Genomic DNA, 21,686 nt, shown 5'->3' on the forward strand with positions numbered 1-21,686 from the left:
TCAGGTTGGCAGCGCTTCCCTCGCCCGCCGCGCCTCGTAGGCCTTGAGGTGCGCGAACGCCACGCGAAGCAGCGACAGCGCCTTGCTGTCCGCACTGCGCCGCAGCAGGTCCCCCACGATGTGATCGGCCTCGATGGGCGCGCCGCGCTCGATATCCTTGAACATCGAGGCAGTCATCATCGACCCGGGCGTCGTCAGCACCGCGCGGGCTCGCTCGATGGCAATGGGACGCGGCGCGAATCCATTGTGGCTTGCGATGGCGACGCATTCGTCCACCATGGCGTTCGCAAGATCGGCAGCCCCGCTCGCCACGATGTCGCCGACATTGGTGCGCATGAGGCAGGTCATGCTGGCGGCCGATGCGATGAGCACCCATTTCTCCCACATGTCCTGAAGGATCTTGTCGGACGCGACGGCATCGAAGCGGGCCTTGGCGAATGCAGCCTCCAGCGCCCACAAGCGCGGCGAACGCGCGCCGTCGAGTTCGCCATAGGTCAGGCCATGCACGTCACTGAGATGGAGGACCGTGCCGTCGCCGTCCAGCACCGCCGAGATCATGCACAGGCCACCCAGCACGCGTTCGCGGCCGAAGCGCTGCGCGAGGTCGTCGAGGTGACGCATGCCGTTGAGCAGGGGAAGGATCACCGTGCCCGGGCCGACGGCGGATGCGAACGACTTCATCGTCTCGGCCAGGTCATAGGCCTTGCAGCCGACGATCACCACGTCGAAGGGGCCCCCGATCGCGTCGGCCTGCACCGAGGGTGGCGACGGAAGCGTCAAGTCCCCCTGCGGGCTCTTGATCACCAGGCCGGTCTTCGCGAGTTGCGCCGCGCGACGGGGCCGCAGCAGAAAAGTCACGTCCTCGCCTGCGGCCAGCAGACGCCCGCCGAAATAGCCACCCAGGGCGCCCGCGCCCACTACCAGGAATCGCATGTGAAGTTCTCTCTCTCTGCAATACGACGGCGCATTCTGCGCCGTTGTGAGAAAGCTTGCCGGCATGCGACTCCGCACAACGGGTCACGCGGGGCGTGGCGGCCGAGCCGGCCGCCACGTCCGTCGGGACGCTTACAGGATGACAACGTGGAAATTGCTCTCGACCAGCAGCCCGGCCGTGCCCGCCAGGTTGGTGTAGACGTTGTTGCCGCCGGTGGGGAGGTCGAACTTCCCGATGCTCTGCGGTTCCAGCGCCGACAGGTCGATGTGCATGTCCCTGGCATCCATCACCAGCGTGTCGAATCCGATCGCGTCCGCAGTGACTGACAGGGGAAGCGACGGACCGCCGAAGTGGAATTGCTCCGTGACGACAGAGGTATCCCCGTCCGCGTCGGTCAACGTGAAGATCATCGGCACCTTCAGGTTCGGCGAAGCCAACGAGGTGATGATCTTGTAGTTGCCCTGCTCGTCGAACGTCATGGTCAGCCCGCTCGCGACCTGGATGGTGACGGTGCCTTCGGTTCCGAAGGTGTAGTCGACGCCTCCGACCGTCACCTGGGAGATCGTGAAGCCTCCGTCGGCGCCGAGCGCCACGACCGCGGGTCCGCCGTTCACCGTCGCGTCCAGGAGGTGGCCGTCGACGGTGGGAAGCGTTTCCATCAGGGCATCGGAGAGTTCCTCCGCATGCACGACGGGAATGAACCGATCGGTCGGATCGCCTGCGCCAAGAACCTTCATGATTTCTTCGGTGGCTTCCGGCGTGTTCACCGCCGGGCCGAGACCGACGGCATAGACATCCAGGAGGTCCTTGTTGGCAGTCACGAAAGTCGACCAACCGGCAGGTTGCTCATACCCGGGTGACGGCACGCCGTCGGTGATGAAGTACACCTTCTGGTCGTGGTCCGCGTGCTTGCTCATCGAGGCCTGGATGAGGCTCTCGGCATCTCCCAGTGCGGCTTTGTAGTTGGTGCCGCCGTTGGTGGGATCAGGCACAGCATTGATAGCCGCCTTTGCGGCCGCGATCGAGGTGTAGTTGGCACCTCCGGACAAGCCGTCGAACACCACGAGGTTGATCTCGAACGACGTCGAATCCGGATAGCTCTCTGCGTACTTGTCGAGCAGGTTCAGCGTGGCCTCCTTGGCCAGATCCCAACGCGACGTGGTACCGCCATCCTTGGCCAGCATGCTGCCCGAGTGATCAAGTATCAGCGTGATCACCACGCCATCCGCAACGTTCGGCATCTCGATGATGAAGTCCCCGGGCGATGCCGTCACCTCGTCATTGACGACCTTGATCTCGCCGCTGGCCGAGACAGACTTGCCACTGCCATCGGTCGCCGTGATCCTGAAGTCGTTGTTCACGATCTCGCCTACCTTGCCGCCGCTGGTGTCGTGGCTCTTCGGTGCACCCAGCGTGTAGGTGTAGCCGTACTGGCCGTTGCCCAGGTTGATGATGGTCAACGTGTCGCCGCCGACCGTGACGGCCTTGCCGGACGCCAGGTCAGCCAGGATTAGGCCGGTAGGCTGGCCGCCGAGCGTGATCGTGATGCCGGTCACCGTCGCGCCCAGGTTGAAGCTGCCGCTGGCGCTCCGGTCGCTGGTGTTGCTTCCGTCGACGGCGAGCCAGTCCTTGCCCGTTCCACCATTCAGCGCCGCCTCGTGGACCACGGTGTCGTTCGCCTGCAGCGAGAGCATGGACTCGCGGGTCAGCGACGCCGGATCGGAGATTGCACCGACATTGCCGGCGATGTCGACCACCTTGACCACCAATGAATGGTGGCCCTCATCCAGATCCGAGGGCGGGATGAACGACCACTTGCCGTCCTCATCCACCTTGGCCGGGCCAAGGGGCCGGCCGTTGTCTTCGATCACGATCGTGGAGCCGGGCTCGCCGACGCCGTTGAATTCGGGACGCTTGTCGTCGGTGAAACCGCCTGGAGCGAGCAAGCCCGTGACTGCACCCACGTCGTCGATGGTGCCCTTGATGCCATCGCTGACCCACGATTTTTCAGGCGGAGGCACATCCTTCGGCTCGGAGGGCGCGAAATTCTTCCAGCCGCCGCCGCTTTCCGTGGCCGAAAAACCAGCCACCGCAAAGCCACCGGCGAGCATCAGAGGCCAGAATGCAAATTGATCGTCATCGTCCGCCGGGACCGGATTTCCGGTCAGGGCAATCGCCGACGATTCACCATCGGCCAGCGAAAAGATGGTGCCGCCATTGGAGCGACCGTAGGCATAAAGCTGGCCATCCGCGCCCACACCATAAATACTCGGCGGCTGAGTCAAAGCGAAATAGCCTTCCAATACGAGGGCAGGTGCATATTCGCCCTCGGGCGTGATATGCAGGTCGTCACCGACGCGCTTGAGGGTGGCATTGGCAGGGGCAACGTCACTCGGGGCATCGCTCTTGAGCAAGTATTTGACATCCGGCTGGGCCTTGATCCTGGACGGCTGCGCGCCCCCCAGGGCCACCGCATCGTTCGCGCTGCCACCGTTGCCATCGCCGCGTTTGCCTATTAGAACGACCGTCTTCTTTTGAGCCAAAATTACACCTCAACATTCAGGGGATTAACAAATAGGCGTACTCGAATTACCCAAATAGACCTACAGGCCAGGCAAAACAAATAACAACTTGTCGTAGGACGCAATCGAAAAAAAGCGTCCAACGACTTTATGGACTCTGATGAATTTGTGAAACGGGAAGAGTCGTTGAATGAAGATGGAGCATTCCTTCAGGTCGGCTGACCTTTCTGATCTGTCGACGCTGCGGGCGGGAGCCGGGGCGCTTCAGCTTCCATGACAATCCGAGCCATGGCTGACTCTTTGGACACTCGCCCCGTACTCATCGCCGGAGGCGGCATCGGGGGCATCTCCCTCGCACTCACGCTGCACCAGATCGGCGTGCCCTGCGTCGTCTTCGAGGCGGTGCCCGCCCTGCAGCCACTGGGCGTCGGCATCAACCTGCAGCCCAACGCCGTGCGCGAGCTGTACGACCTCGGCTTCGACGACGCGGTCCTCGGCACCATCGGCATCCAGGCGCGCGAGTGGGCCCTCGTCGGCCGCAATGGCAACGACATCTATGCCGAGCCGCGCGGCCTGCGCGCGGGCTATCGCTGGCCGCAGTACTCGGTGCATCGCGGCCAGTTGCAGATGCTGCTGTACAGGGCGGCGCTCGAACGCCTCGGCCCCGATGCAATCCGGCTCGGCCACCGCATCACCGGCTACCGCAACGAGGCCGATGACGTCACCGCATTCGTCGAGACGCGCGACGGCCGCCGGACGGAAGTCGAGGGCCGGCTGCTGGTGGCCGCGGACGGCCTCCATTCGGCCGTGCGCGCGCAGATGTACCCGGAACAGCCGCCGATCCAGTGGGGCGGCGCCATCATGTGGCGCGGCACCACCCCGGGCGTCCCCGTTCGCACCGGCGCCTCCTTCGTCGGCGTGGGGTCGCTGCGGCACCGGGTCGTGCTCTACCCCATCTCGCCGCCCGACCCGGCGACCGGCCTGGCCACGATCAACTGGATCGCCGAGATCACCGTCGACAACGCCAACGGCTGGACCCAGGGCGACTGGAACCGCCGCGTCCGACTCGACGACTTCATTCACCACTTCGAGGGCTGGGACCACGGCTGGCTCGACGTGCCCGCGATGCTGCGCGGTGCCAGCGAAATCTTCGAGTACCCGATGATCGACCGCGACCCCGTGCCGAACTGGGTGGACGGCGGCGTCGCGCTGCTCGGCGATGCGGCGCACGTGATGTATCCGGTCGGCTCCAACGGCGCGAGCCAGGCCATCGTCGACGCGCGGGTGCTGGGCGCGGCCATGCTGGAACACGGCGTCGGCCGCGCCGCGCTCCACGCCTACAACGACAAGCTATGCGCCGACATCTCGGCCCTGGTGCTGCGCAACCGCGGCGCCGGACCGTTCGGCATCCTGGGGCTGGTCGACGAGCGTTGCGGCGGCATGTTCGACGACATCGACCAGGTCATCCCCGCCGCCGAACGCGAGGCCTTCATGGCGCGCTACAAGGCAGCCGCCGGGTTCGCCATCGAGACGCTGAACGCGGCGCCTCCGACCATCGCACCGGGCGCGCGCATACGCAACGCGTAGGACCCGGGTCCACAATCACCAACGCTTGCTCTCCCCACGAGGATTCCATGACCACCTCCGCCTCTCCCGAAAGCCCGATCGCCCGCTGGCACCAGCTCGTCAAGGAACACGATGCGCGTGGACTCGATGCGCTGCTTGCGGACGGCGCGGTCTTCCTGTCACCCGTGGTTCACACGCCCCAGGTCGGCAAGGCCGTCACGAAGGCCTACCTTGGCGCCGCATTCCAGGTCTTCTTCAACCCGTCGTTCCGCTATGTCCGCGAACTCACCGGCGATCGCGATGCGGTGCTGGAGTTCGAGGTCGAGATCGAAGGCGTCAAGGTCAACGGCGTCGACATGATCAAGTGGAACGACGAAGGCAGGATCAGCGAATTCAAGGTGATGCTTCGCCCCCTCAAGGCGGTCAACCTGATCCACCAGAAGATGGCCGCGATGCTGCAGGCGAACCAGTAGGGCTTGAGATACTTCGACGCATGACCCTCACACATCTCTCGCCGCCGCGCATCGTTCCGCTTGAAAGCATCCTGCCGGACGAGCCCCTCCTCATGATGGGCGCGGGCCCCGTCCCGATTCCGCACCGGGTCGCCTATGCCAACTCCATCGTCATCAACCACCTGGGCGACACGATGGGCAAGGTCATTGGCCAGGTCAAGGACATGGGCAGGTATGTCTTCCAGACGTCTTCGTCGCATGTGCTCGGCGTCGCCGGGCCGGGGTCCGCGGCGATGGAGATGGCCATCACCAACCTGGTCGCGCCCGGCGACCGGGTGCTCAGCATCGCGAACGGCTACTTCAGCCAGCGCATGGCCGAGATGGCGCGCCGGGTCGGCGGGCTGGTGGATGTCCTCGAAATCCCGGGCAACCGGAGCGCGAGCCCCGATCTCGTCGACGAACGACTCAGGGCGCAGAAGTACGACGTGCTGACCCTGGTGCAGGGCGAAACTTCCAACACGGTCCATAACAGGGATCTCCAGGCGATCGCCGCGGTGGCAAAGGCCCATGGTTGCCTCGTCATCGTCGACGCGGTGTGCACGCTCAGCACGATGCCGCTGCACATGGACGACTGGCAGATCGACGCCGTCATCACCGGCGGACAGAAAGGCTTGTCGTCCATCCCCGGCGTGTCCCTGCTCGCCTTCTCGCAGGCAGCCTGGGAGCGGATCGAGCGCCGCGACGGCAGCATGCCGCACTGGTGCCTCGATGCGAGGCTCGCGGACAAGTTCTGGAACCAGAACTCGTACCACTACACCGCCCCGGTTTCCGGCATCCTGGCCATCCACGAGGCGCTTCGACTGGTGTGCGAGGAGACATTGCCGACCCGCTTCCTCCGGCACACGGTGTGCTCGGAAGCGCTCCAGGCGGGCATTGAAGCTATGGGCCTCTCGCTCCTCGTCGACAAACCCTCACGGCTCAACTCGGTCATCGGGATCAACCTGCCCGACAACGTGGATGCCGATCGGGCGAGAACCTACATGTCCCGCACGCACAAGGTCGAGATATCCGGCTCCTTCGGCTTGAACATCCTGCGCATCGGACAGATGGGAGAGCAATGCAGGGAGCACAACCTCTTCAGGACGCTCCATGCGTTCGGGCTGAGCCTGGAGGCGAACGGAGCCTCTCTCAACGTGCCGGCGGGCATGGCCACGCTGGAGCGCATGCTCTCGGAGCGCGGAGAGAGACCTCGCCAGACGCTCAGCGTCTAGCGGCCCGCCTCTGTCGCGCGGCGCGGAACAGGTCAAGCAGCAGCAAGGCGAGACCGGTCCGGCCGCAGCAGGGAAACACATCCTGGGTGGTCACAGGCGTCGTGCGGGTCATGCGATACATGGGGTATGCCTTCAGATCAGTGAGCGCGTGTAGCGATCGAGGGTTGCGAATTCACGGGCGCGCCAGGCCTGCCCCGAGGCCGTCTGCAGCGTGACTTGAGGCCACGAGAACGCGGGCTCGATGACATCGACCGCGAAGCACCGCTCCGAGGCCAGACCCTCTCGCACGACGACTTGGCGCACCGTCCCGTCGGCATCGAGACTGAAGCCATCGAGCGCGAAGATCTCCTCGCCCACGCGGCCGGGGCATGTCGAGTGCGTGACGCGGAAGCCGTCCTGCACCGAGCCTTGCGCCATCGAGGTCTCGAAGTCCATCAATCGGCTCAGCGCCTGCCCGTTCCCGACCTCCGCCAGAACCTGCTGAACCAGCGACTCGCCCGGAGACGGTTCTTCCGGACGGCCAAGCACGAGACCTGCATGGTCTCCGCTCACGATCAGGCCACCGCCACGGTGGAGCAGCCGCCCGCTGCCGACTTCGCGCTCCTCGATCAGACGCAGCCCGACCAGCGGACCCGGCGCCGACGGCTGCAAGCGCCAGTCCTCGACGTAGGCACCGCTGGGCGCTAACTCCACCATGCAATTGCCGACCCTGCGCAATGGTGCGGGCTCGGGCCATCGATCGTGCAGTTGCAGCGCGGTCGGTTCACGCCACACCAGCTGCTCGCCATCCCATATGGACTGCGCCACCCAACCCTCGCAGTTGGCCAGCACCTGCAGTTCGGCCGCAGAGTATTCGGCCCACGGCTTTGCAGACGCCGGCAGCTCGTCGTCGCGCGGAATCCGCAGGTCGATGGAGAAGTTGCGGCTCTGCAGCCAGAACACCTGCGTCTCGGTGTCGCTCGTTCCGTCGGCGAAGGCGATGCAGTGGCGCCGGTAGAGCCCCATCATCCATTCCGGCACATGTTGCGACGGGCGCCGAAGGTGCATCTCGATGAGTTCGCGGAGTTGCATCATTGCACCGCCTCTGCCTTCCGGCCGAAGCTGTCGACCTTCCGGGCGCCGTCGGGCAGCTTCATCTCGCCGCGTGCGATCCGCTGCTTCAGGTAGGTGAAGGTCTGCTGCGTCTGCGCATGGATGTGCTCGCCGCACACCAGCGGGGCGTAGGGGCTCGGCCCCTCTTCCGCAGGCCGGGGCACGATCGGTTCGATGACGGTGTCATAGTCGCACGCACAGAAGAGCGGGAACGAATAACGCTCCTCCGGCACCTTGCGAACACGATGGCGTGTCGCCACGAAGGCACCGTTCGACAGCACTTCGAGCATGTCGCCGATGTTGATCACGAAGGCGCCCGGCACGACCGGTACCGGGATCCATTCGCCGGCGCCGTTGATGACCTCCAGGCCCGGCGCCGTCGGCAGCAGGATGGTGAAGCACTCGTAGTCGGTGTGCGAGCCGATCCCCTGCCCTTCCCCCCGAGGCTGCGCGTCGAAGGGATAGTGAATCAACCGCAGCTGGCTCGGTGGCTGGTTCACGTTGCGCACCAGCCGGTCTTCCTCGACGCCGAGCGCCAGCGCGAAGCCGCGGAACAGGACCTTGCTCAGCGCCAACACCTCTTCGTAATAGGCGCTGACGTCTTCCCTGAACCCGGGCATGTCCGGCCAACGGTTCGGGCCGAGCAAGGGCTTGCGTCCTTGCGCAGGCTGGAAGTCGAACCCGACGTCGTAGGCCTCCTTGCGGTCGACGACGTTCTCGCTGAAGCGCTCCTCGCCTTCGGGCACATAGCCGCTGTGGTTCGACGAATCGCCGATGTAGTGGCGCATCTTCTCGTCGATCGGTTGCGCGAAGTAGGACTTCGCCCGGGCGATCAATGCCGCGATGCGCGACGCGCTGACGCGATGGCCAGTGAGATAGAAGAACCCCGCATCGCGTGCGGCCTGACCGAGTCGTTCGGCCGCTTCCTGGCGCTCTCGAAGGTCGGCGGAATAGAGCGCGGAAATATCGACCACGGGCAAGACCTGGAAGGCCGTGTGTTTGGCTTGGGCACCTGGCACCTTGAACTCCTTTGAATGAAAGTGCCTGGCCGTCCAGTCTGTCTACCCTGCATGCATTCGCATGCCATGCGGGGCCCAAGTCGTCCTGGCTCGCGGAGTGCGAGAGTGCGATGTCAAAAGCAGTTTCCGGGCCCGTGCGGTTCGCACCAATCGCGGGGCCCGCGCGGATGCGAAGCACCAATCGAGGGAGAAGGTGCGCACATGTCTCGTTAACCGGAACGCCGCGCCTCGAAATGAGGCGACAAGGCTTGGCACGAGTCCTGCTCAAGCTGTTGCGGGAGCCGGCGACAAACCGGTTGGCACGCACAATTTGCAATGGACGGCTAGGGTTCCGGTTCGCTCAACAAGCGAATGCTGGTCCGAGAGCTGTCGACCTCGGTAGGGGTTACACGGCGGGACAAAAGCCCGGGAGATGGACGCGATCGAAGGACCGCGCCGCTCCCTGGCTTTCTTGTTCCACCCTACTTGAGGATCGTCCCGTGTCAAAGATCTCCCGACTCCTGGGCTGTGCCGCCCTCTGCCTGGCAGGCATCGCCGGCATCCATTCCGCACACGCAGCGCCCCGCACCGATTTCAAGGTGTGCTCGTCCATCTACGCCGGCTTCATGCCGTGGGCCGAGGCCCAGTCGCAGGGCATCCTCGCGAGGTGGGGCAAGAAGTACGGCGTGAACATCAGCGTCGTGCAGCTCAACGACTACGTCGAATCCATCAATCAGTACACCGCCGGCAAGTTCGACGGTTGCGCCATGGCCAACATGGATGCGTTGACCATCCCGGCGGCAGGCGGCGTCGATTCGACCGCGATCATCGTGGCCGACTACTCCGACGGCAACGACGGCATCGTGATCAAGGGCAAGAACAGGAAGCTGGCCGACCTCAAGGGGCAGAGCGTGAACCTGGTCGAGTTCTCGGTCTCCCACTACTTCCTCGCGCGCGCCCTCGAATCGGTCGGCATGAGCGAGCGCGACATCAAGGTCGTCAACACCAGCGATGCGGACATCGTCGCCGCCTTCGCGACGCCATCGGTCAAGAACGCGGCGACCTGGAACCCCATGCTCGCCTCGCTCGCCGAAGGCCAGGATGCGACGCTGGTCTACACCTCGCACCAGCTGCCCGGCGAGTTGATGGACATGATGGTCGTCAACACGAAGACGCTCAACGAGAACCCAGCCTTCGGGAAGGCGCTCACCGGCGCCTGGTTCGAGATGATGTCGGTCATGTCCGCCAAGGACGAGCGCGCCACGAAATCCCTCACGGCCATGGCCAAGGCCTCGGGCACCGACCTCGCCGGGTTCAAGGCGCAGCTGTCGACCACCGCGCTCTTCTACACGCCCAAGGCGGCCCTGGAGTTCGCGACCAGCCCGGAGATGCCGAAGATCATGGGCCGCGTGGCGAAGTTCTCCTTCGAGCACGGCATCCTGGGGCAAGGCGTGAAGAGCGCCGAAGCGATCGGCATGGCCTTCGACGGCGGCGCGGTCTTTGGCAACCGCAACAACGTCAAGCTGCGCTTCGACCAAACCTACGTCCGCATGGCCGCCGAAGGCAAGCTCTAGACCGACGTCGCAATCGCAACCGCGAGGCCTTGCACCATGCGTTTCATCAATCGACGTCCCGGTCGAGGGAACTCCGTGTTCCTCCTGCTGATGCCGTTCATCCTGCTGATCGTCATCTACTTCTGCGGATCGACGGCACGACTGGCGGACAACCCGGACGACAAGCTGTTGCCGAGTGCCGCGCAGATGGCCGATGCGGTCAGGATGTACGCATTCGCCGAAGACAAGCGAACGGGCGACTACCTGCTGTGGGTGGACACGGCTGCGAGCCTGAAGCGCCTGGGGATCGCGCTCGTGATCAGCGCGGCGATCGCGTTGCTCCTCGGCATTCTTCTCGGGAGCATTCCGTTGTTCGCGGCGACTTTCTCGCCCTTCGTCACGGTGATCTCGATGATCCCGCCGCTGGCCGTGCTGCCGATTCTCTTCATCGTGTTCGGCCTGGACGAGTTGTCGAAGGTGGTGCTGATCGTGATCGGCATCACGCCGGTCATGGCGCGCGATCTTCAGCAGCGGGCCAACGAGATCCCGAGGGAAGTGTGGGTCAAGGCGCAGACCCTGGGCGCGAACAGCTGGACGCTGGTGTTGCGCGTGATCGTGCCCCAGCTCGTGCCGCGCCTGCTCGTCGCGTTGCGGCTGTCGCTGTGTTCCGCATGGCTCTTCCTCATCGCCGCGGAAGCGATCGCGTCGACGGACGGACTGGGCTACCGGATCTTCCTGGTGCGGCGCTACCTCGCCATGGACGTGATCCTGCCGTACGTGGCGTGGATCACGCTGCTGGCCTGGCTCATGGACCTGGCGCTGGCCAGCATCACGAAACGCGCCTTCCCGTGGTTCGGAGGTGCTCGCCATGCTTGAAGTACGCAACGTCTGGAAGCGCTATGGCGACCAGGTCGTGCTGGAGCGGCTGAACCTCAGCGTCAAGGAGGGCGAGTTCTGCTCGATGGTCGGCGCCTCGGGCTGCGGCAAGTCGACCTTCCTCCGGCTGCTGCTCGGCCAGGAGCAGGTCACCAAGGGCGAGCTGCTGCTGGACGGAAAGCCGCTGCCGTCCGAGCCCGACCGGCACCGGGGCGTGGTGTTCCAGCGCTACTCGGTGTTCGAGCATCTCGACGTGCTGCGCAATGTGCTCGTCGGTCTCGAACTGCCGCAATCGCCCTTCCTCGGTCGGCTTTTCGGCGCACGCCGTCGTGCCGCGCAGGACGAAGCGGTCGCGATGCTGGAACGCGTGGGCCTGCAAGGCGCGCTGAACAAGTACCCGAGCCAGCTCTCCGGCGGCATGCAGCAGCGTCTCGCCATCGCCCAGGCGCTGGTGACGAAGCCGCGCATCCTGCTGCTGGACGAGCCCTTCGGCGCGCTCGATCCGGGCGTGCGGCGCGACATGCACGAACTGCTGCTGAAGCTCTGGCGCGAGACCGGGCTGACCATCTTCATGGTGACGCACGACCTCAGGGAAGGCTTCGCACTGGGCAGCCGCATGCTGGTCTTCGACAAGGTGCGCGTCGATCCACAGGCGCCCGGCGCCTACGGCGCGCGCATCACCTACGACATCCCCCTGGCGCAAGCCACCGACCCCATTCGACAAGAGAACGCACATGAACTCACTGCTTGAAGAAACAGTCCCGGGCGGCGGGCACACATCGCTCGTCGTCAAGCGCGGCCAGTCGCTGCGCATCACCGACATCCATGGCGGCGCGAACGTCAGCCTGCTGATGCTGAACGCGCACGAGAAGAGCGAGCGGCTCAATCTCCCCGACACGCTCAAGTGCCAGCACACGGCGAAGCTCACGGCGGGCCAGTGCCTTTACTCCGACATGGGTCGCGTGCTGGCCGCCATCGTGCGCGACACCTGCGGCTGGCATGACCCGATCGGCGGCGTTTCCGACGCGAGCGAGGTCGAGGCCCTGTACGGCCACGGGCGCTACCAGGAACTGCGCAACGACTTCCATCGCAATGGCCAGGACAACCTGCTGGTGGAGATGGGCAAGTGGGGGCTGAACATCGCCGACCTGCAGATGACGCTCAACCTGTTCAGCCGCGTCGATGTGGACGAGGCCGGCGCATTCCGTTTCGCGCCGGGCAACTCGAAGGCCGGCGATCTGGTGGAGCTGTATGCGCCGATGGACACGCTCGTCATCCTTACCGCGATCCAGCATCCGCTCGATCCGGACGATCGCTATGCACCCAAGCCTGTGCGGCTGGCGCTGCAACGTCCCGACGCCTCCGTCGCCGAGATCTGCCGCCTGTCGTGCGAAGAGAACCAGCGCGGCTTCATCAACACCGATCGCCTGTACCTGTGAGGCCCTCCATGTCGAACACACTGACACCCAGCACCAGAACGCCGGAGACGGCGGTGTTCCGCGAAACCCTTGCCGCCGGCGAACCGTGGCTGAAGGAGCTCAAGGCCGGGCAGACCTTGCGCATCCTCGACCTCGAAGGCAACCAGGCGGTGGACACGCTCTTCTTCAACCTGCACGACCGCAGCGAGCGATTCGATCCGCAGCGCACGCTGCGTCGGCAGAACAGCCTCTACATCACGACCGGCACGGTGCTGTATTCGAACCGCGGCCATCGCATGCTGCGCGTGGTCGCCGACACCTGCGGGCGCCATGACACCCTCGGCGGTGCCTGCGCCCAGGAGAGCAACAGCGTGCGCTACGCGCTGGGCAAGCGCTACATGCACAGCTGCCGCGACAACTTCCTGCGGGCCTGCGCGCACGACGGCCGCCTGGCCAAGCGCGAGTTGGGCGCCAACGTCAATTTCTTCATGAACGTGCCGGTCACGCCCGAGGGTGGCCTGAGCTTCGAGGACGGCATCTCGGCGGCGCACAAGTACGTCGAAGTCGTCGCCGAGATGGACCTGCTGGTGCTGATCTCCAACTGTCCGCAGTTGAACAACCCCTGCAATGCGTACAACCCGACGCCCGCCGAGCTCCTGATCTGGGACTAGCGCCGCGGCAAGCGGCGCCTTGCCGGGGACGACCCCGGCACGCAAGACCAACTGGCAGGACGGCCTGCCAAAGCAGCGCTTCACATCATGTTCGACAAAGTATTGATCGCCAACCGCGGCGCGATCGCGTGCCGCATCATCCGTACGCTTCGCGCGCTCGGCCTGAAGTCCGTCGCCGTGTACTCGGAGGCGGACGCCGATTCGGCCCACGTGCGGCAGGCCGACGAAGCCGTCTGCATCGGCCCCGCGCCCGCGGCGTTGAGCTACCTCGATGCCGACCGCATCCTCGCCGTCGCACGCGAGACCGGTGCGGGCGCGATTCATCCGGGCTATGGGTTCCTGTCCGAGAACCCGGGCTTCGCGCAGGCCTGCGAGGACGCCGGCATCGCCTTCATCGGCCCGACGGCGCAGCAGATGCGGGCCTTCGGGCTCAAGCACACCGCCCGGGCACTCGCCGAGGCACACGGCGTTCCCTTGTTGCCGGGCAGCGGCTTGCTCGCGGACCTTGCATCGGCCCACAGTGAAGCAGCCCGCATCGGCTACCCGGTGATGCTCAAGAGCACGGCGGGCGGCGGCGGCATCGGCATGCGCCTGGTGCGCAACCAGGCCGAGATGGCGGCGGCGTTCGAAGCGGTTCAGCGGCTTGCCACGGCCAACTTCAAGGATGCGGGACTTTTCATCGAGAAGTTCGTCGAGCGCGCCCGGCACATCGAAGTGCAGATCTTCGGCGACGGCTGCGGCAGGGTCGTGGCGCTCGGCGAACGCGATTGCTCAGCACAGCGGCGCAACCAGAAGGTGGTGGAGGAAACGCCTGCACCGCACCTGGCACCTGCCACGCGCATGGCCCTGCTGGAAGCAGCCGTGCGGCTGGGCAAGGCTGTCTCCTACCGCTCGGCCGGCACGGTCGAATTCGTGCTCGACGCCGAGACGCAGGCCTTCTACTTCCTCGAGGTGAACACGCGCCTGCAGGTCGAGCATGGCGTGACCGAGCAGGTGACGGGTATCGATCTGGTGGGATGGATGGTGCGGCTCGCGCGCGGCGACGCGTTCGAGCTGCTGGCACCCGCACCGCAAGGCGCCTCGATCCAGGTGCGCCTCTATGCGGAAGACCCGGCCCGGAACTTCCAGCCCAGTGCTGGCCGGCTCACGGAGGTGGTCTTCCCTGCGGACGCGCGCATCGAAACGTGGGTCGCGACCGGCAGCGAAGTGCCGCCCCATTACGACCCGATGATCGCAAAGCTGATCGTCACCGGCCGTGACCGCGCCGACGCCGTGCAACGGCTGCAGGCTGCGCTGGCGGCGACGAGGCTTGCGGGCATCGAGACCAACCTGCGCTACCTGCGCGCGGTGACGGCGTCCGCGGTGTTCGTCGACGGGCAGATCGTCACCCGCTCGCTGACGGACTTCGGCTACCGGCCCGATGCCTTCGAAGTCCTGGAGCCGGGTGTGCAGACCACGGTGCAGGACTGGCCCGGCCGCCAAGGCTACTGGGACGTCGGCGTGCCGCCCTCAGGCCCCATGGACGACCTGGCGTTCCGGCTCGCGAACCGCCTTGTCGGCAATGCGTCGCACGCGGCCGGCCTGGAATGCACGATGACCGGGCCGACGCTGCGCTTCCATCACGACGCCGTGATCGCACTCTGTGGCGCCGCGATGAGCGCGACGCTCGACGGCCGGCCGATCGGCCTCTGGCAGCCGACGCAGGTGACGGCCGGGGGCGTTCTCCGGATCGGGACGATCGCTTCGGGCGGCGGCAGCCGCGCCTACCTCGCCGTACGCGGCGGCATCGACGTGCCGGCTTATCTGGGCAGCCGGTCGACTTTCACGCTCGGGCAGTTCGGCGGCCACGGCGGCCGCACGCTGCGCACGGGCGACATGATCCACACGGGGCAGGACGCGGAGGCTTCGTGGCAGCCCGAGGCGCTGGAACCCGCCGCCATCCCGGCCTACGCCGGTTCGGAGACATCGTGGGAAATCGGCGTGCTCTACGGACCGCACGGCGCCCCGGACTTCTTCACCGACGGCGACATCGCGATCTTCTTCGATACCGCCTGGGAGGTGCACTACAACTCCAGCCGCACCGGCGTCCGCCTCATCGGACCCAAGCCGGCGTGGGCACGGCGCGATGGCGGCGAGGCGGGGCTGCATCCTTCGAACATCCACGACAACGCCTACGCCATCGGCGCGATCGACTTCACGGGTGACATGCCAGTCATCCTCGGGCCCGACGGGCCGAGCCTCGGCGGCTTCGTCTGCCCCGCGGTGGTCGTCGCGGCCGAACGATGGAAGCTCGGACAACTGCGGCCGGGCGACAGGGTGCGCTTCCGTTGCGTGTCGCTGGACGAAGCGTTGACTTTGCAGGCGGCGCAGGACCGGTGGGTGTCCGAACTGCGGGCTCCGGCGGACAGGGGCACGGGTGCCGGTCTTCCAAACACGTCAAGCCCCGCCTCGCCGATCGTCTTCGAGCGCGACGCGAGCGCAGCGCGCCCCGCGCTGGTCATCCGGCAGGCCGGGGATCGCTATCTGCTGGTGGAACTCGGCGAGCTTCAGCTCGACATCGCGCTGCGCATGCGCATCCATGCGCTGCATTCGGCGCTGAAAGAACGTGGCCTCGACGGCATCGTCGATGTCACGCCCGGCATCCGCTCATTGCAATTGCACTTCGACTCTCGCCGCGTCAGCCGGTCGACCTTGATCGAAGCGATTGCAAGCGCCGACGACCTGCTCGGCGACACCGACGACCTCACCGTGCCGTCGTGCACCGTCTACCTGCCGCTCTCGTGGGACGACAGCGCGACCCGACTCGCCATCGAGAAATACATGCAGTCGGTGCGACCGGACGCGCCCTGGTGCCCGAGCAACATCGAGTTCATCCGCCGCATGAACGGCCTCGACAGCATCGAGGATGTGCACCGCATCGTCTTCGATGCGCGCTACCTGGTCCTCGGGCTCGGCGACGTCTACCTGGGCGCCCCGGTGGCGACGCCGGTGGACCCGCGCCATCGCCTGGTCACCACCAAGTACAACCCGGCGCGCACCTGGACGCCCGAGAACGCCGTGGGCATTGGCGGCGCCTACATGTGCGTCTACGGCATGGAAGGCCCCGGCGGCTACCAATTCGTCGGGCGCACCCTGCAGATGTGGAACCGCTGGCGCGACGCGTCGAGTGGCGCGGCGGCCTTCGAGGCGGGCAAGCCCTGGCTGCTGCGCTTCTTCGACCAGATCCGCTTCTATCCGGTGAGCGAGGAAGAACTGCTGCGCATCCGCGGCGACTTTCTCGCGGGGCGCTATCCGATCCGGATCGAAGCCGGGGAATTCAGCATGCGGCAGTACCGCGCGTTCCTCGACGCGCAGGCCGAAGACATCGCCCGCTTCAAGACGCGACAGCAGTTGGCCTTCGACGCAGAGCGCGAGCGCTGGCGCCTGCAAGGTCAGGCCGAGTACGTCGACGAGACGGATGCGCCCGCAGGGTCCGTCGACGACTTCGCGTTGCCTGATGGCGCCAGCGCCATCTGCAGCCAGGTGCCGGGCAGCGTCTGGAAAGTGCAGGTGCACGAAGGCGACGTGGTCGCGGAAGGCGACACGCTGGTCGTCGTCGAGTCCATGAAGATGGAATTCGCCGTGACCGCACCGTTCGCCGGCCGCGTGTCCCAGGTGCGCTGTGCCGAAGGCGCTGCCGTCGGTGCGGGCCAGGAGATCGTCGTACTGATGCCCGAAGCCGCGGAGGTTCCGGCATGAGTGCGCGCGTTCCTCCGAACTCCCCATTGAGCTCTTCCCATTTCCAAACCACGTCCCCAAGCAACGACATGCCAGTTCCGAATTTCCGTTCCCATTTCATTCGCACCGCCACCGTGATGCTCCTGCTCGCTGCGACAGGCGCCGTCGCACAGACGAGCGACAAGGCGGAGGAGGCCACACCGGCCGACGCCGGGCCATGGACCGTCACCAGGCACATCGACCTGACCTACCCCTACGTGCTGCGCGGCGCGACCACCACCTACGGCAACGGCGTGCCGCTCGGCAATGCGGGCGCCGACGCGCCGGAGTCGTCGCGCGTGGCGCTCCAGGGCGGCTTCGATGTCTTGCATGCGAGCGGCTGGAGCTTCGGCTACTTCGCGTCGACCATCAACTACTCCTACAAGCAGCTCGGACGCTCCTACGACAACCGGGCCATCACGGACTTCCAGCGGGACAAGTCGATCGAGAACGATCTGTACGGCGCCTTCAGCGGCAACCTCGTCGGCGACCTCGGCTACACGGTGGGCATGACCGGCTACTACTACATCAACGGTGTGCATTCCAACGCGCTCGAGACCAAGGTAGGCCTCACGTACGGACCCTTTGCCTTCAGTGCCCAGACCCTGCTCAACGACGTCGTCTGGGGCAATGCCGGCGACACGTACTGGAGCGCGGTGTTCACGCAGCCGCTGCCCTACAACCTCACGTTCACCGGGACACTGGGCGCGTACACGTACCGCAAGGAGGGCAAGTTCCTCGGCACGCGCGATACAGCGTTCAACGTGAATTGCGCAGCCAACGAGGCCTTCGTCGTCAACGGCTGCTTCGTCGGAAGCCGGCCGGTCGGCAGCGCGTTCCGCTACGTTGCACTCACGCTTTCGGGTCCGATCCCCGAGACGCCGCTCACCTGGAGCCTGACGGCCATCATCGGCGGCGACAACCGCTTCGGCGTCAAGCAGGACTCCCGCATGGCCGGGTCGCTCAGCTGGGTGTTCTGAGCCCGCTCAGTAGGTCTTGTACGGCAGGAACTTGCCCGAAAGCACCACGTTCACGCGGTCGCCCTTCGGGTCGGCCTGCCGCTGGATGTCCATGCTGAAGTCGATCGCGCTCATGATGCCGTCGCCGAATTCCTCATGGATCAGTTCCTTGATGGTGGTGCCGTACACGCTCACGATCTCGTACCAGCGGTAGATCAGCGGATCGGTCGGCACCGGCGTCGGCAGCGAGCCCTTGTACGGCACGACCTGCAGCCACTTCTGCTCCTCCGCCGTCAGGCCGAAGATCTTGCCGATGACCTTGGCCTGCGCGGCGTCGAGCGTCATCTGGCCGAGGCAGGCGGCGGTCGTCCATTCCTTGGAAAGCCCGACCTTCTTGGCCACGTCGGCCCACTGGATGCCCTTGGCCACCTTGACGGTGATGATCTTCTCGGTGACTTCGTTGCGGTTCATGCGGATGCTCCTGTTCGCTTTGGTTGGGTGTGGAAATGGGAATGAATGCGTCACGTGGCCTTCGCCCGCGTGACGAGGAAATCGACGATGTGGTTTCGCAGCGGGTAGTAGCCGTCGAGGTGATGCAGCCCCGCCCGCGTGCGCTCCCGCGGCAGCGGATTGATCACCGTCTCGGCGATTCGGCCGGGACGGTAGCCGGCATCTGTCTCGGTGCCGTTGCTCATCAGCAGGATGCGGTCGGCGAGGAGGATGGCCTCGTCGACGTCGTGCGTGATCATGAAGACGGTCTGGTGCGTCTGCCGCACGATGCTCATCAGCTCGTCCTGGATGGTGCCGCGCGTGAGCGCATCGAGCGCGCCGAAGGGCTCGTCGAGCAGGAGCATCTTGGGCTGGATCGAGAAGGCGCGCGCGATGCCGACGCGCTGCTTCATGCCGCCGGAGAGCTGCGACGGCTTCTTGTCGATGGCGCCTTCAAGCCCCACCAGCGACACGAAGCGACGCACCTGCTCGTCGACCTGCGCAGCCGACCAGTCCGGCCAGCGTGACTGCACGGCGAAAGCGATGTTGCGTCGCACCGTGAGCCATGGCATCAGCGCGTGGCTCTGGAAGACCACGCCGCGCTCCAGGCTCGGGCCCGCGATTTCGCGCCCGTCCATGATGACGTGTCCGCCCGAAGCGGCGTCGAGGCCCGCCAGCACATTGAGGATCGTCGTCTTGCCGCAGCCCGTGTGCCCGATGATGCAGACGAACTCGCCGCGATCGAGCGCGAAGTTCACGTCCGCGAACACCGGCTTGCCGGGAACGAAGGACTTCGACAGAGCTTCGATGCGCAGGAAACCGGACGAAGGGGAAGCATCGGGCGCACCCGGCGCGAGGCTGGCTGAGGGCTTCATTGCAATGCCTTGGTCACTCCACATAGGTCACCTTTCTTTGCAGCCCCGCGAAGGCCATGTCGAGCAGCATGCCGACGACGCCGATCACCGCGATGGCGAAAATCACGTTGGTGAGCGAGAGGTTGTTCCACTCGTTCCACACGAAGTAGCCGATGCCCGTGCCGCCCACCAGCATCTCCGCCGCCACGATCACCAGCCAGGCGATGCCCATGCTGATGCGCATGCCGGTGAGGATGGTCGGCGCGGCCGCCGGCAGGATCACGTGGAAGGCGCGTCGCAGCGGCTTGACCTCCAGCGTGCTCGCGACGTTGAGCCACTCCCGCTTGACCGAGGCCACGCCGAAGGCCGTGTTCAGCAGCATCGGCCACACCGAGCAGATGAAGATCACGAAGATGCCGCTGGTCGACGAGTCCTTGATGGTGTAGAGCGCCAGCGGCATCCAGGCCAGGGGCGAGATCGGCTTCAGCACCTGGATGAAGGGGTCGAAGGCCTTCTGCAGCAGCGGCGACATGCCGATCACGAAGCCCAGCGGCACCGCCACCATGCAGGCCAGCAGGAAGCCGAGCGCGACGCGCCCCAGTGACCACGCGAGCTGGATCGCGATGCCCTTGTCGTTGGGGCCGTTGTCGTAGAACGGATTCGACAGGTGCTTCCAGGCCGTGGCGCCCATTTCCGAAGGCGTCGGAAAGCCTGCGGACTTCACCTGCCCCGGGTCCTTGCCGAGCATCTTCTGGTATTCGATCTGCTCCGCCGACATGCCGGACTGGGAGGCCGCGCCGCCGGTCGGCATCGTGGCGACCTGCCACACCGCCAGGAACACGAGGAAGAGCAGCACCGACAGCAACGCCGCCTTGAAGTTGAGCGCCTTGCGCATGATGCGGTCCGACTCAGGCGGCCAGCTTGCTGATCGCGAAGCTTCGGACGTAGTCGTCCGGCTTCGTCGGATCGAACACCTTGCCCATGATGGTGAACTTCGGGAAGGCACCCTCGGGCGGCGTCTGGCCCATCTCCTTCATGTGCTTCTTCGCATCGGTGATCAGGAAGACCTTCTCGGCGAGCTGCCTGTAGTCGACCTCGCCCTTGACGTAGCCCCAGCGCTTCATCTGCGTGAGCATCCAGACGGCCATCGATTGCCAGGGCATGGGGTCGAAGTCGACGCGGTCGGGCACGGTGCGGATGTTCCCGAGGCCATCGGCGAAGCGGCCGGTGAGCACCTGCGTCAGCACGGTCTCGGGCTGGTTCAGGTACTGCGCAGGCGCGATCACCTTCGCGATCAGCTCGCGGTTCTTCGGGTCGCGCGCCATGGCCGATGCGGTGAGCACGGCGCGGTACAGGGCGGCGAAGGTGTTCGGGTTCTGCTGGATGAAGGCGGTCGACGTGCCGAAGGCGCAGCAGGGATGGCCGTTCCAGATCTCCCTGGTGAGGATGTGGATGAAGCCGACCTCCTCGAACACCGCACGCTGGTTGAAGGGGTCGGGGCCGAGGTAGCCGTCGATGTTGCCGGCGCGCAGGTTGGCGACCATCTCGGCCGGCGGCACGACGCGGATCTGGATGTCGATGTCCGGGTTCAGACCCGCTTCCGCCACGTAGTAGCGCAGCAGGAAGTTGTGCATGCTGTATTCGAAGGGCACCGCGAACTTGAAGCCCTTCCACAGCTTCGGATCGCGCTTGTCCTTGTGCTCGTTGGCGAGCGTGATGGCCTGGCCGTTGGTGTTCTGGATGGTCGCGACGTTCATCGGCGTCGCATTGGAGCCCGCACCCATCGAGATCGCGAGCGGCATCGGCGACAGGAAGTGCGTGGCGTCGTACTCCTTGTTCAGCATCTTGTCGCGGATCAGCGCCCACCCGGCCGTCTTGACGATGTCGACGTTGAGCCCCTGCTTCTGATAGAAGCCCAGCGGGTGCGCCATGATCAGCGGCGTTGCGCAGGTGATCGGGATGAAGCCGATCTTCAGGTCCTTCTTCTCGATCGTGCCCTTCTCCTGCGCCATGGCCTGCAGGGCCCCGAGCGGCAGCACCGACAGGATCGCCGCGCGCGCCGTGTTGGCGCCCACTGCACGCAGGAAGTTGCGTCGCACGCTGTCCACCGGGAACAGTGCTTTCATGAGGCTGGCCTCCAGCTTGGCGTCGGAGTCCTCGATCGCGCCGACATGGTCGGCTGGCGCATGGTTCTGGCCACAGGCACAGCGCATCACCAGGGTCCGGTCGGCGTCGTAGGGATCGCAGGCTTTGGTTTCGGGCAGTCGGGACATGG

General features: G+C 65.7%; 19 protein-coding genes and 1 riboswitch. Of the genes, 11 read left to right on the forward strand and 8 right to left on the reverse strand.

Annotated elements, in window-relative coordinates:
- Both panE and ACSFBL_RS11485 read right to left on the reverse strand, forming a co-directional pair.
- Entirely contained in the window at positions 1 to 933 is a 933-nt protein-coding gene (gene panE / locus ACSFBL_RS11480; protein WP_435515880.1) for a 2-dehydropantoate 2-reductase, read from the reverse strand.
- A gap of 132 nt (positions 934 to 1,065) precedes the next feature.
- Positions 1,066 to 3,024: a vWA domain-containing protein gene (locus ACSFBL_RS11485; protein ID WP_435515881.1), complete on the reverse strand. Its 1,959-nt coding sequence runs from the start codon at positions 3,022 to 3,024 to the stop codon at positions 1,066 to 1,068.
- 39 nt (positions 3,025 to 3,063) lie between these two features.
- On the opposite strand from ACSFBL_RS11485, the gene ACSFBL_RS11490 reads away from it, so the two are divergent.
- The 4 genes from ACSFBL_RS11490 (at position 3,064) to ACSFBL_RS11505 (ending at position 6,745) form a co-directional block, all read left to right on the forward strand.
- The gene (locus ACSFBL_RS11490) at positions 3,064 to 3,453 is read left to right on the forward strand and encodes a hypothetical protein (RefSeq protein ID WP_435515882.1); all 390 of its coding nucleotides are present in this window, start codon (positions 3,064 to 3,066) and stop codon (positions 3,451 to 3,453) included.
- Positions 3,454 to 3,744: 291 nt separating this feature from the next.
- On the forward strand, positions 3,745 to 5,043 hold the full coding sequence (locus ACSFBL_RS11495; protein WP_435515883.1) for a flavin-dependent oxidoreductase: 1,299 nt from the start codon (positions 3,745 to 3,747) through the stop codon (positions 5,041 to 5,043).
- Positions 5,044 to 5,090: 47 nt separating this feature from the next.
- Positions 5,091 to 5,495: a nuclear transport factor 2 family protein gene (locus ACSFBL_RS11500; RefSeq protein ID WP_435515884.1), complete on the forward strand. Its 405-nt coding sequence runs from the start codon at positions 5,091 to 5,093 to the stop codon at positions 5,493 to 5,495.
- A gap of 20 nt (positions 5,496 to 5,515) precedes the next feature.
- The gene (locus tag ACSFBL_RS11505; RefSeq protein ID WP_435515885.1) at positions 5,516 to 6,745 is read left to right on the forward strand and encodes a pyridoxal-phosphate-dependent aminotransferase family protein; all 1,230 of its coding nucleotides are present in this window, start codon (positions 5,516 to 5,518) and stop codon (positions 6,743 to 6,745) included.
- Between the two features lie 132 nt (positions 6,746 to 6,877).
- Here ACSFBL_RS11505 and ACSFBL_RS11510 read toward each other — a convergent pair whose 3' ends face one another.
- Positions 6,878 to 7,819, reverse strand: a complete 942-nt coding sequence (locus ACSFBL_RS11510) for a hypothetical protein (RefSeq protein WP_435515886.1) — start codon at positions 7,817 to 7,819, stop codon at positions 6,878 to 6,880.
- The gene (locus ACSFBL_RS11515) at positions 7,816 to 8,856 is read right to left on the reverse strand and encodes an isopenicillin N synthase family dioxygenase (RefSeq protein WP_435515887.1); all 1,041 of its coding nucleotides are present in this window, start codon (positions 8,854 to 8,856) and stop codon (positions 7,816 to 7,818) included. Before ACSFBL_RS11515 ends, ACSFBL_RS11510 begins: the two co-directional genes overlap by 4 nt.
- Positions 8,857 to 9,168: 312 nt before the next feature.
- A riboswitch (guanidine-I (ykkC/yxkD leader) is annotated at positions 9,169 to 9,270 on the forward strand.
- A gap of 65 nt (positions 9,271 to 9,335) precedes the next feature.
- Here ACSFBL_RS11515 and ACSFBL_RS11520 point away from each other — a divergent pair.
- The 7 genes from ACSFBL_RS11520 (at position 9,336) to ACSFBL_RS11550 (ending at position 18,089) form a co-directional block, all read left to right on the forward strand.
- On the forward strand, positions 9,336 to 10,409 hold the full coding sequence (locus tag ACSFBL_RS11520; RefSeq protein WP_435515888.1) for a putative urea ABC transporter substrate-binding protein: 1,074 nt from the start codon (positions 9,336 to 9,338) through the stop codon (positions 10,407 to 10,409).
- A 36-nt stretch (positions 10,410 to 10,445) separates the two neighbouring features.
- A complete protein-coding gene (locus tag ACSFBL_RS11525; RefSeq protein ID WP_435515889.1) occupies positions 10,446 to 11,264 on the forward strand; it encodes an ABC transporter permease in 819 nt (272 codons plus the stop codon).
- Positions 11,257 to 12,015 carry an ABC transporter ATP-binding protein gene (locus tag ACSFBL_RS11530; protein ID WP_435515890.1) on the forward strand — a complete coding sequence of 253 codons (759 nt, stop codon included), beginning with the start codon at positions 11,257 to 11,259 and terminating at the stop codon, positions 12,013 to 12,015. The genes ACSFBL_RS11525 and ACSFBL_RS11530 overlap by 8 nt, the downstream gene beginning before the upstream one ends.
- Positions 11,999 to 12,703, forward strand: a complete 705-nt coding sequence (locus ACSFBL_RS11535; protein WP_435515891.1) for an urea amidolyase associated protein UAAP1 — start codon at positions 11,999 to 12,001, stop codon at positions 12,701 to 12,703. Before ACSFBL_RS11530 ends, ACSFBL_RS11535 begins: the two co-directional genes overlap by 17 nt.
- 8 nt (positions 12,704 to 12,711) lie before the next feature.
- Entirely contained in the window at positions 12,712 to 13,353 is a 642-nt protein-coding gene (locus ACSFBL_RS11540; protein ID WP_435515892.1) for an urea amidolyase associated protein UAAP2, read from the forward strand.
- 87 nt (positions 13,354 to 13,440) lie between these two features.
- The gene (gene uca, locus ACSFBL_RS11545; RefSeq protein WP_435515893.1) at positions 13,441 to 17,091 is read left to right on the forward strand and encodes an urea carboxylase; all 3,651 of its coding nucleotides are present in this window, start codon (positions 13,441 to 13,443) and stop codon (positions 17,089 to 17,091) included.
- A 68-nt stretch (positions 17,092 to 17,159) separates the two neighbouring features.
- Positions 17,160 to 18,089 (forward strand): TorF family putative porin, encoded by a 930-nt coding sequence (locus tag ACSFBL_RS11550; RefSeq protein WP_435515894.1) that lies wholly within the window; start codon positions 17,160 to 17,162, stop codon positions 18,087 to 18,089.
- 6 nt (positions 18,090 to 18,095) lie between these two features.
- Here the strand turns inward: ACSFBL_RS11550 and cynS are convergent, their stop codons facing one another.
- The 4 genes from cynS to ACSFBL_RS11570 are packed head-to-tail and all read right to left on the reverse strand — an operon-like array spanning position 18,096 to position 21,684.
- On the reverse strand, positions 18,096 to 18,539 hold the full coding sequence (cynS, locus tag ACSFBL_RS11555) for a cyanase (protein WP_435515895.1): 444 nt from the start codon (positions 18,537 to 18,539) through the stop codon (positions 18,096 to 18,098).
- A 50-nt stretch (positions 18,540 to 18,589) separates the two neighbouring features.
- Entirely contained in the window at positions 18,590 to 19,456 is an 867-nt protein-coding gene (locus tag ACSFBL_RS11560) for an ABC transporter ATP-binding protein (RefSeq protein ID WP_435515896.1), read from the reverse strand.
- Positions 19,446 to 20,306, reverse strand: coding sequence for a nitrate ABC transporter permease (gene ntrB, locus ACSFBL_RS11565; protein WP_435515897.1), 861 nt, complete (start codon positions 20,304 to 20,306; stop codon positions 19,446 to 19,448). The genes ACSFBL_RS11560 and ntrB overlap by 11 nt, the downstream gene beginning before the upstream one ends.
- Before the next feature lie 13 nt (positions 20,307 to 20,319).
- On the reverse strand, positions 20,320 to 21,684 hold the full coding sequence (locus ACSFBL_RS11570; protein ID WP_435515898.1) for a CmpA/NrtA family ABC transporter substrate-binding protein: 1,365 nt from the start codon (positions 21,682 to 21,684) through the stop codon (positions 20,320 to 20,322).
- Positions 21,685 to 21,686 lie beyond the last annotated feature (2 nt).

This window comes from Variovorax glacialis (assembly GCF_051216375.1).
In the GTDB taxonomy this organism is placed as follows: domain Bacteria; phylum Pseudomonadota; class Gammaproteobacteria; order Burkholderiales; family Burkholderiaceae_C; genus Variovorax.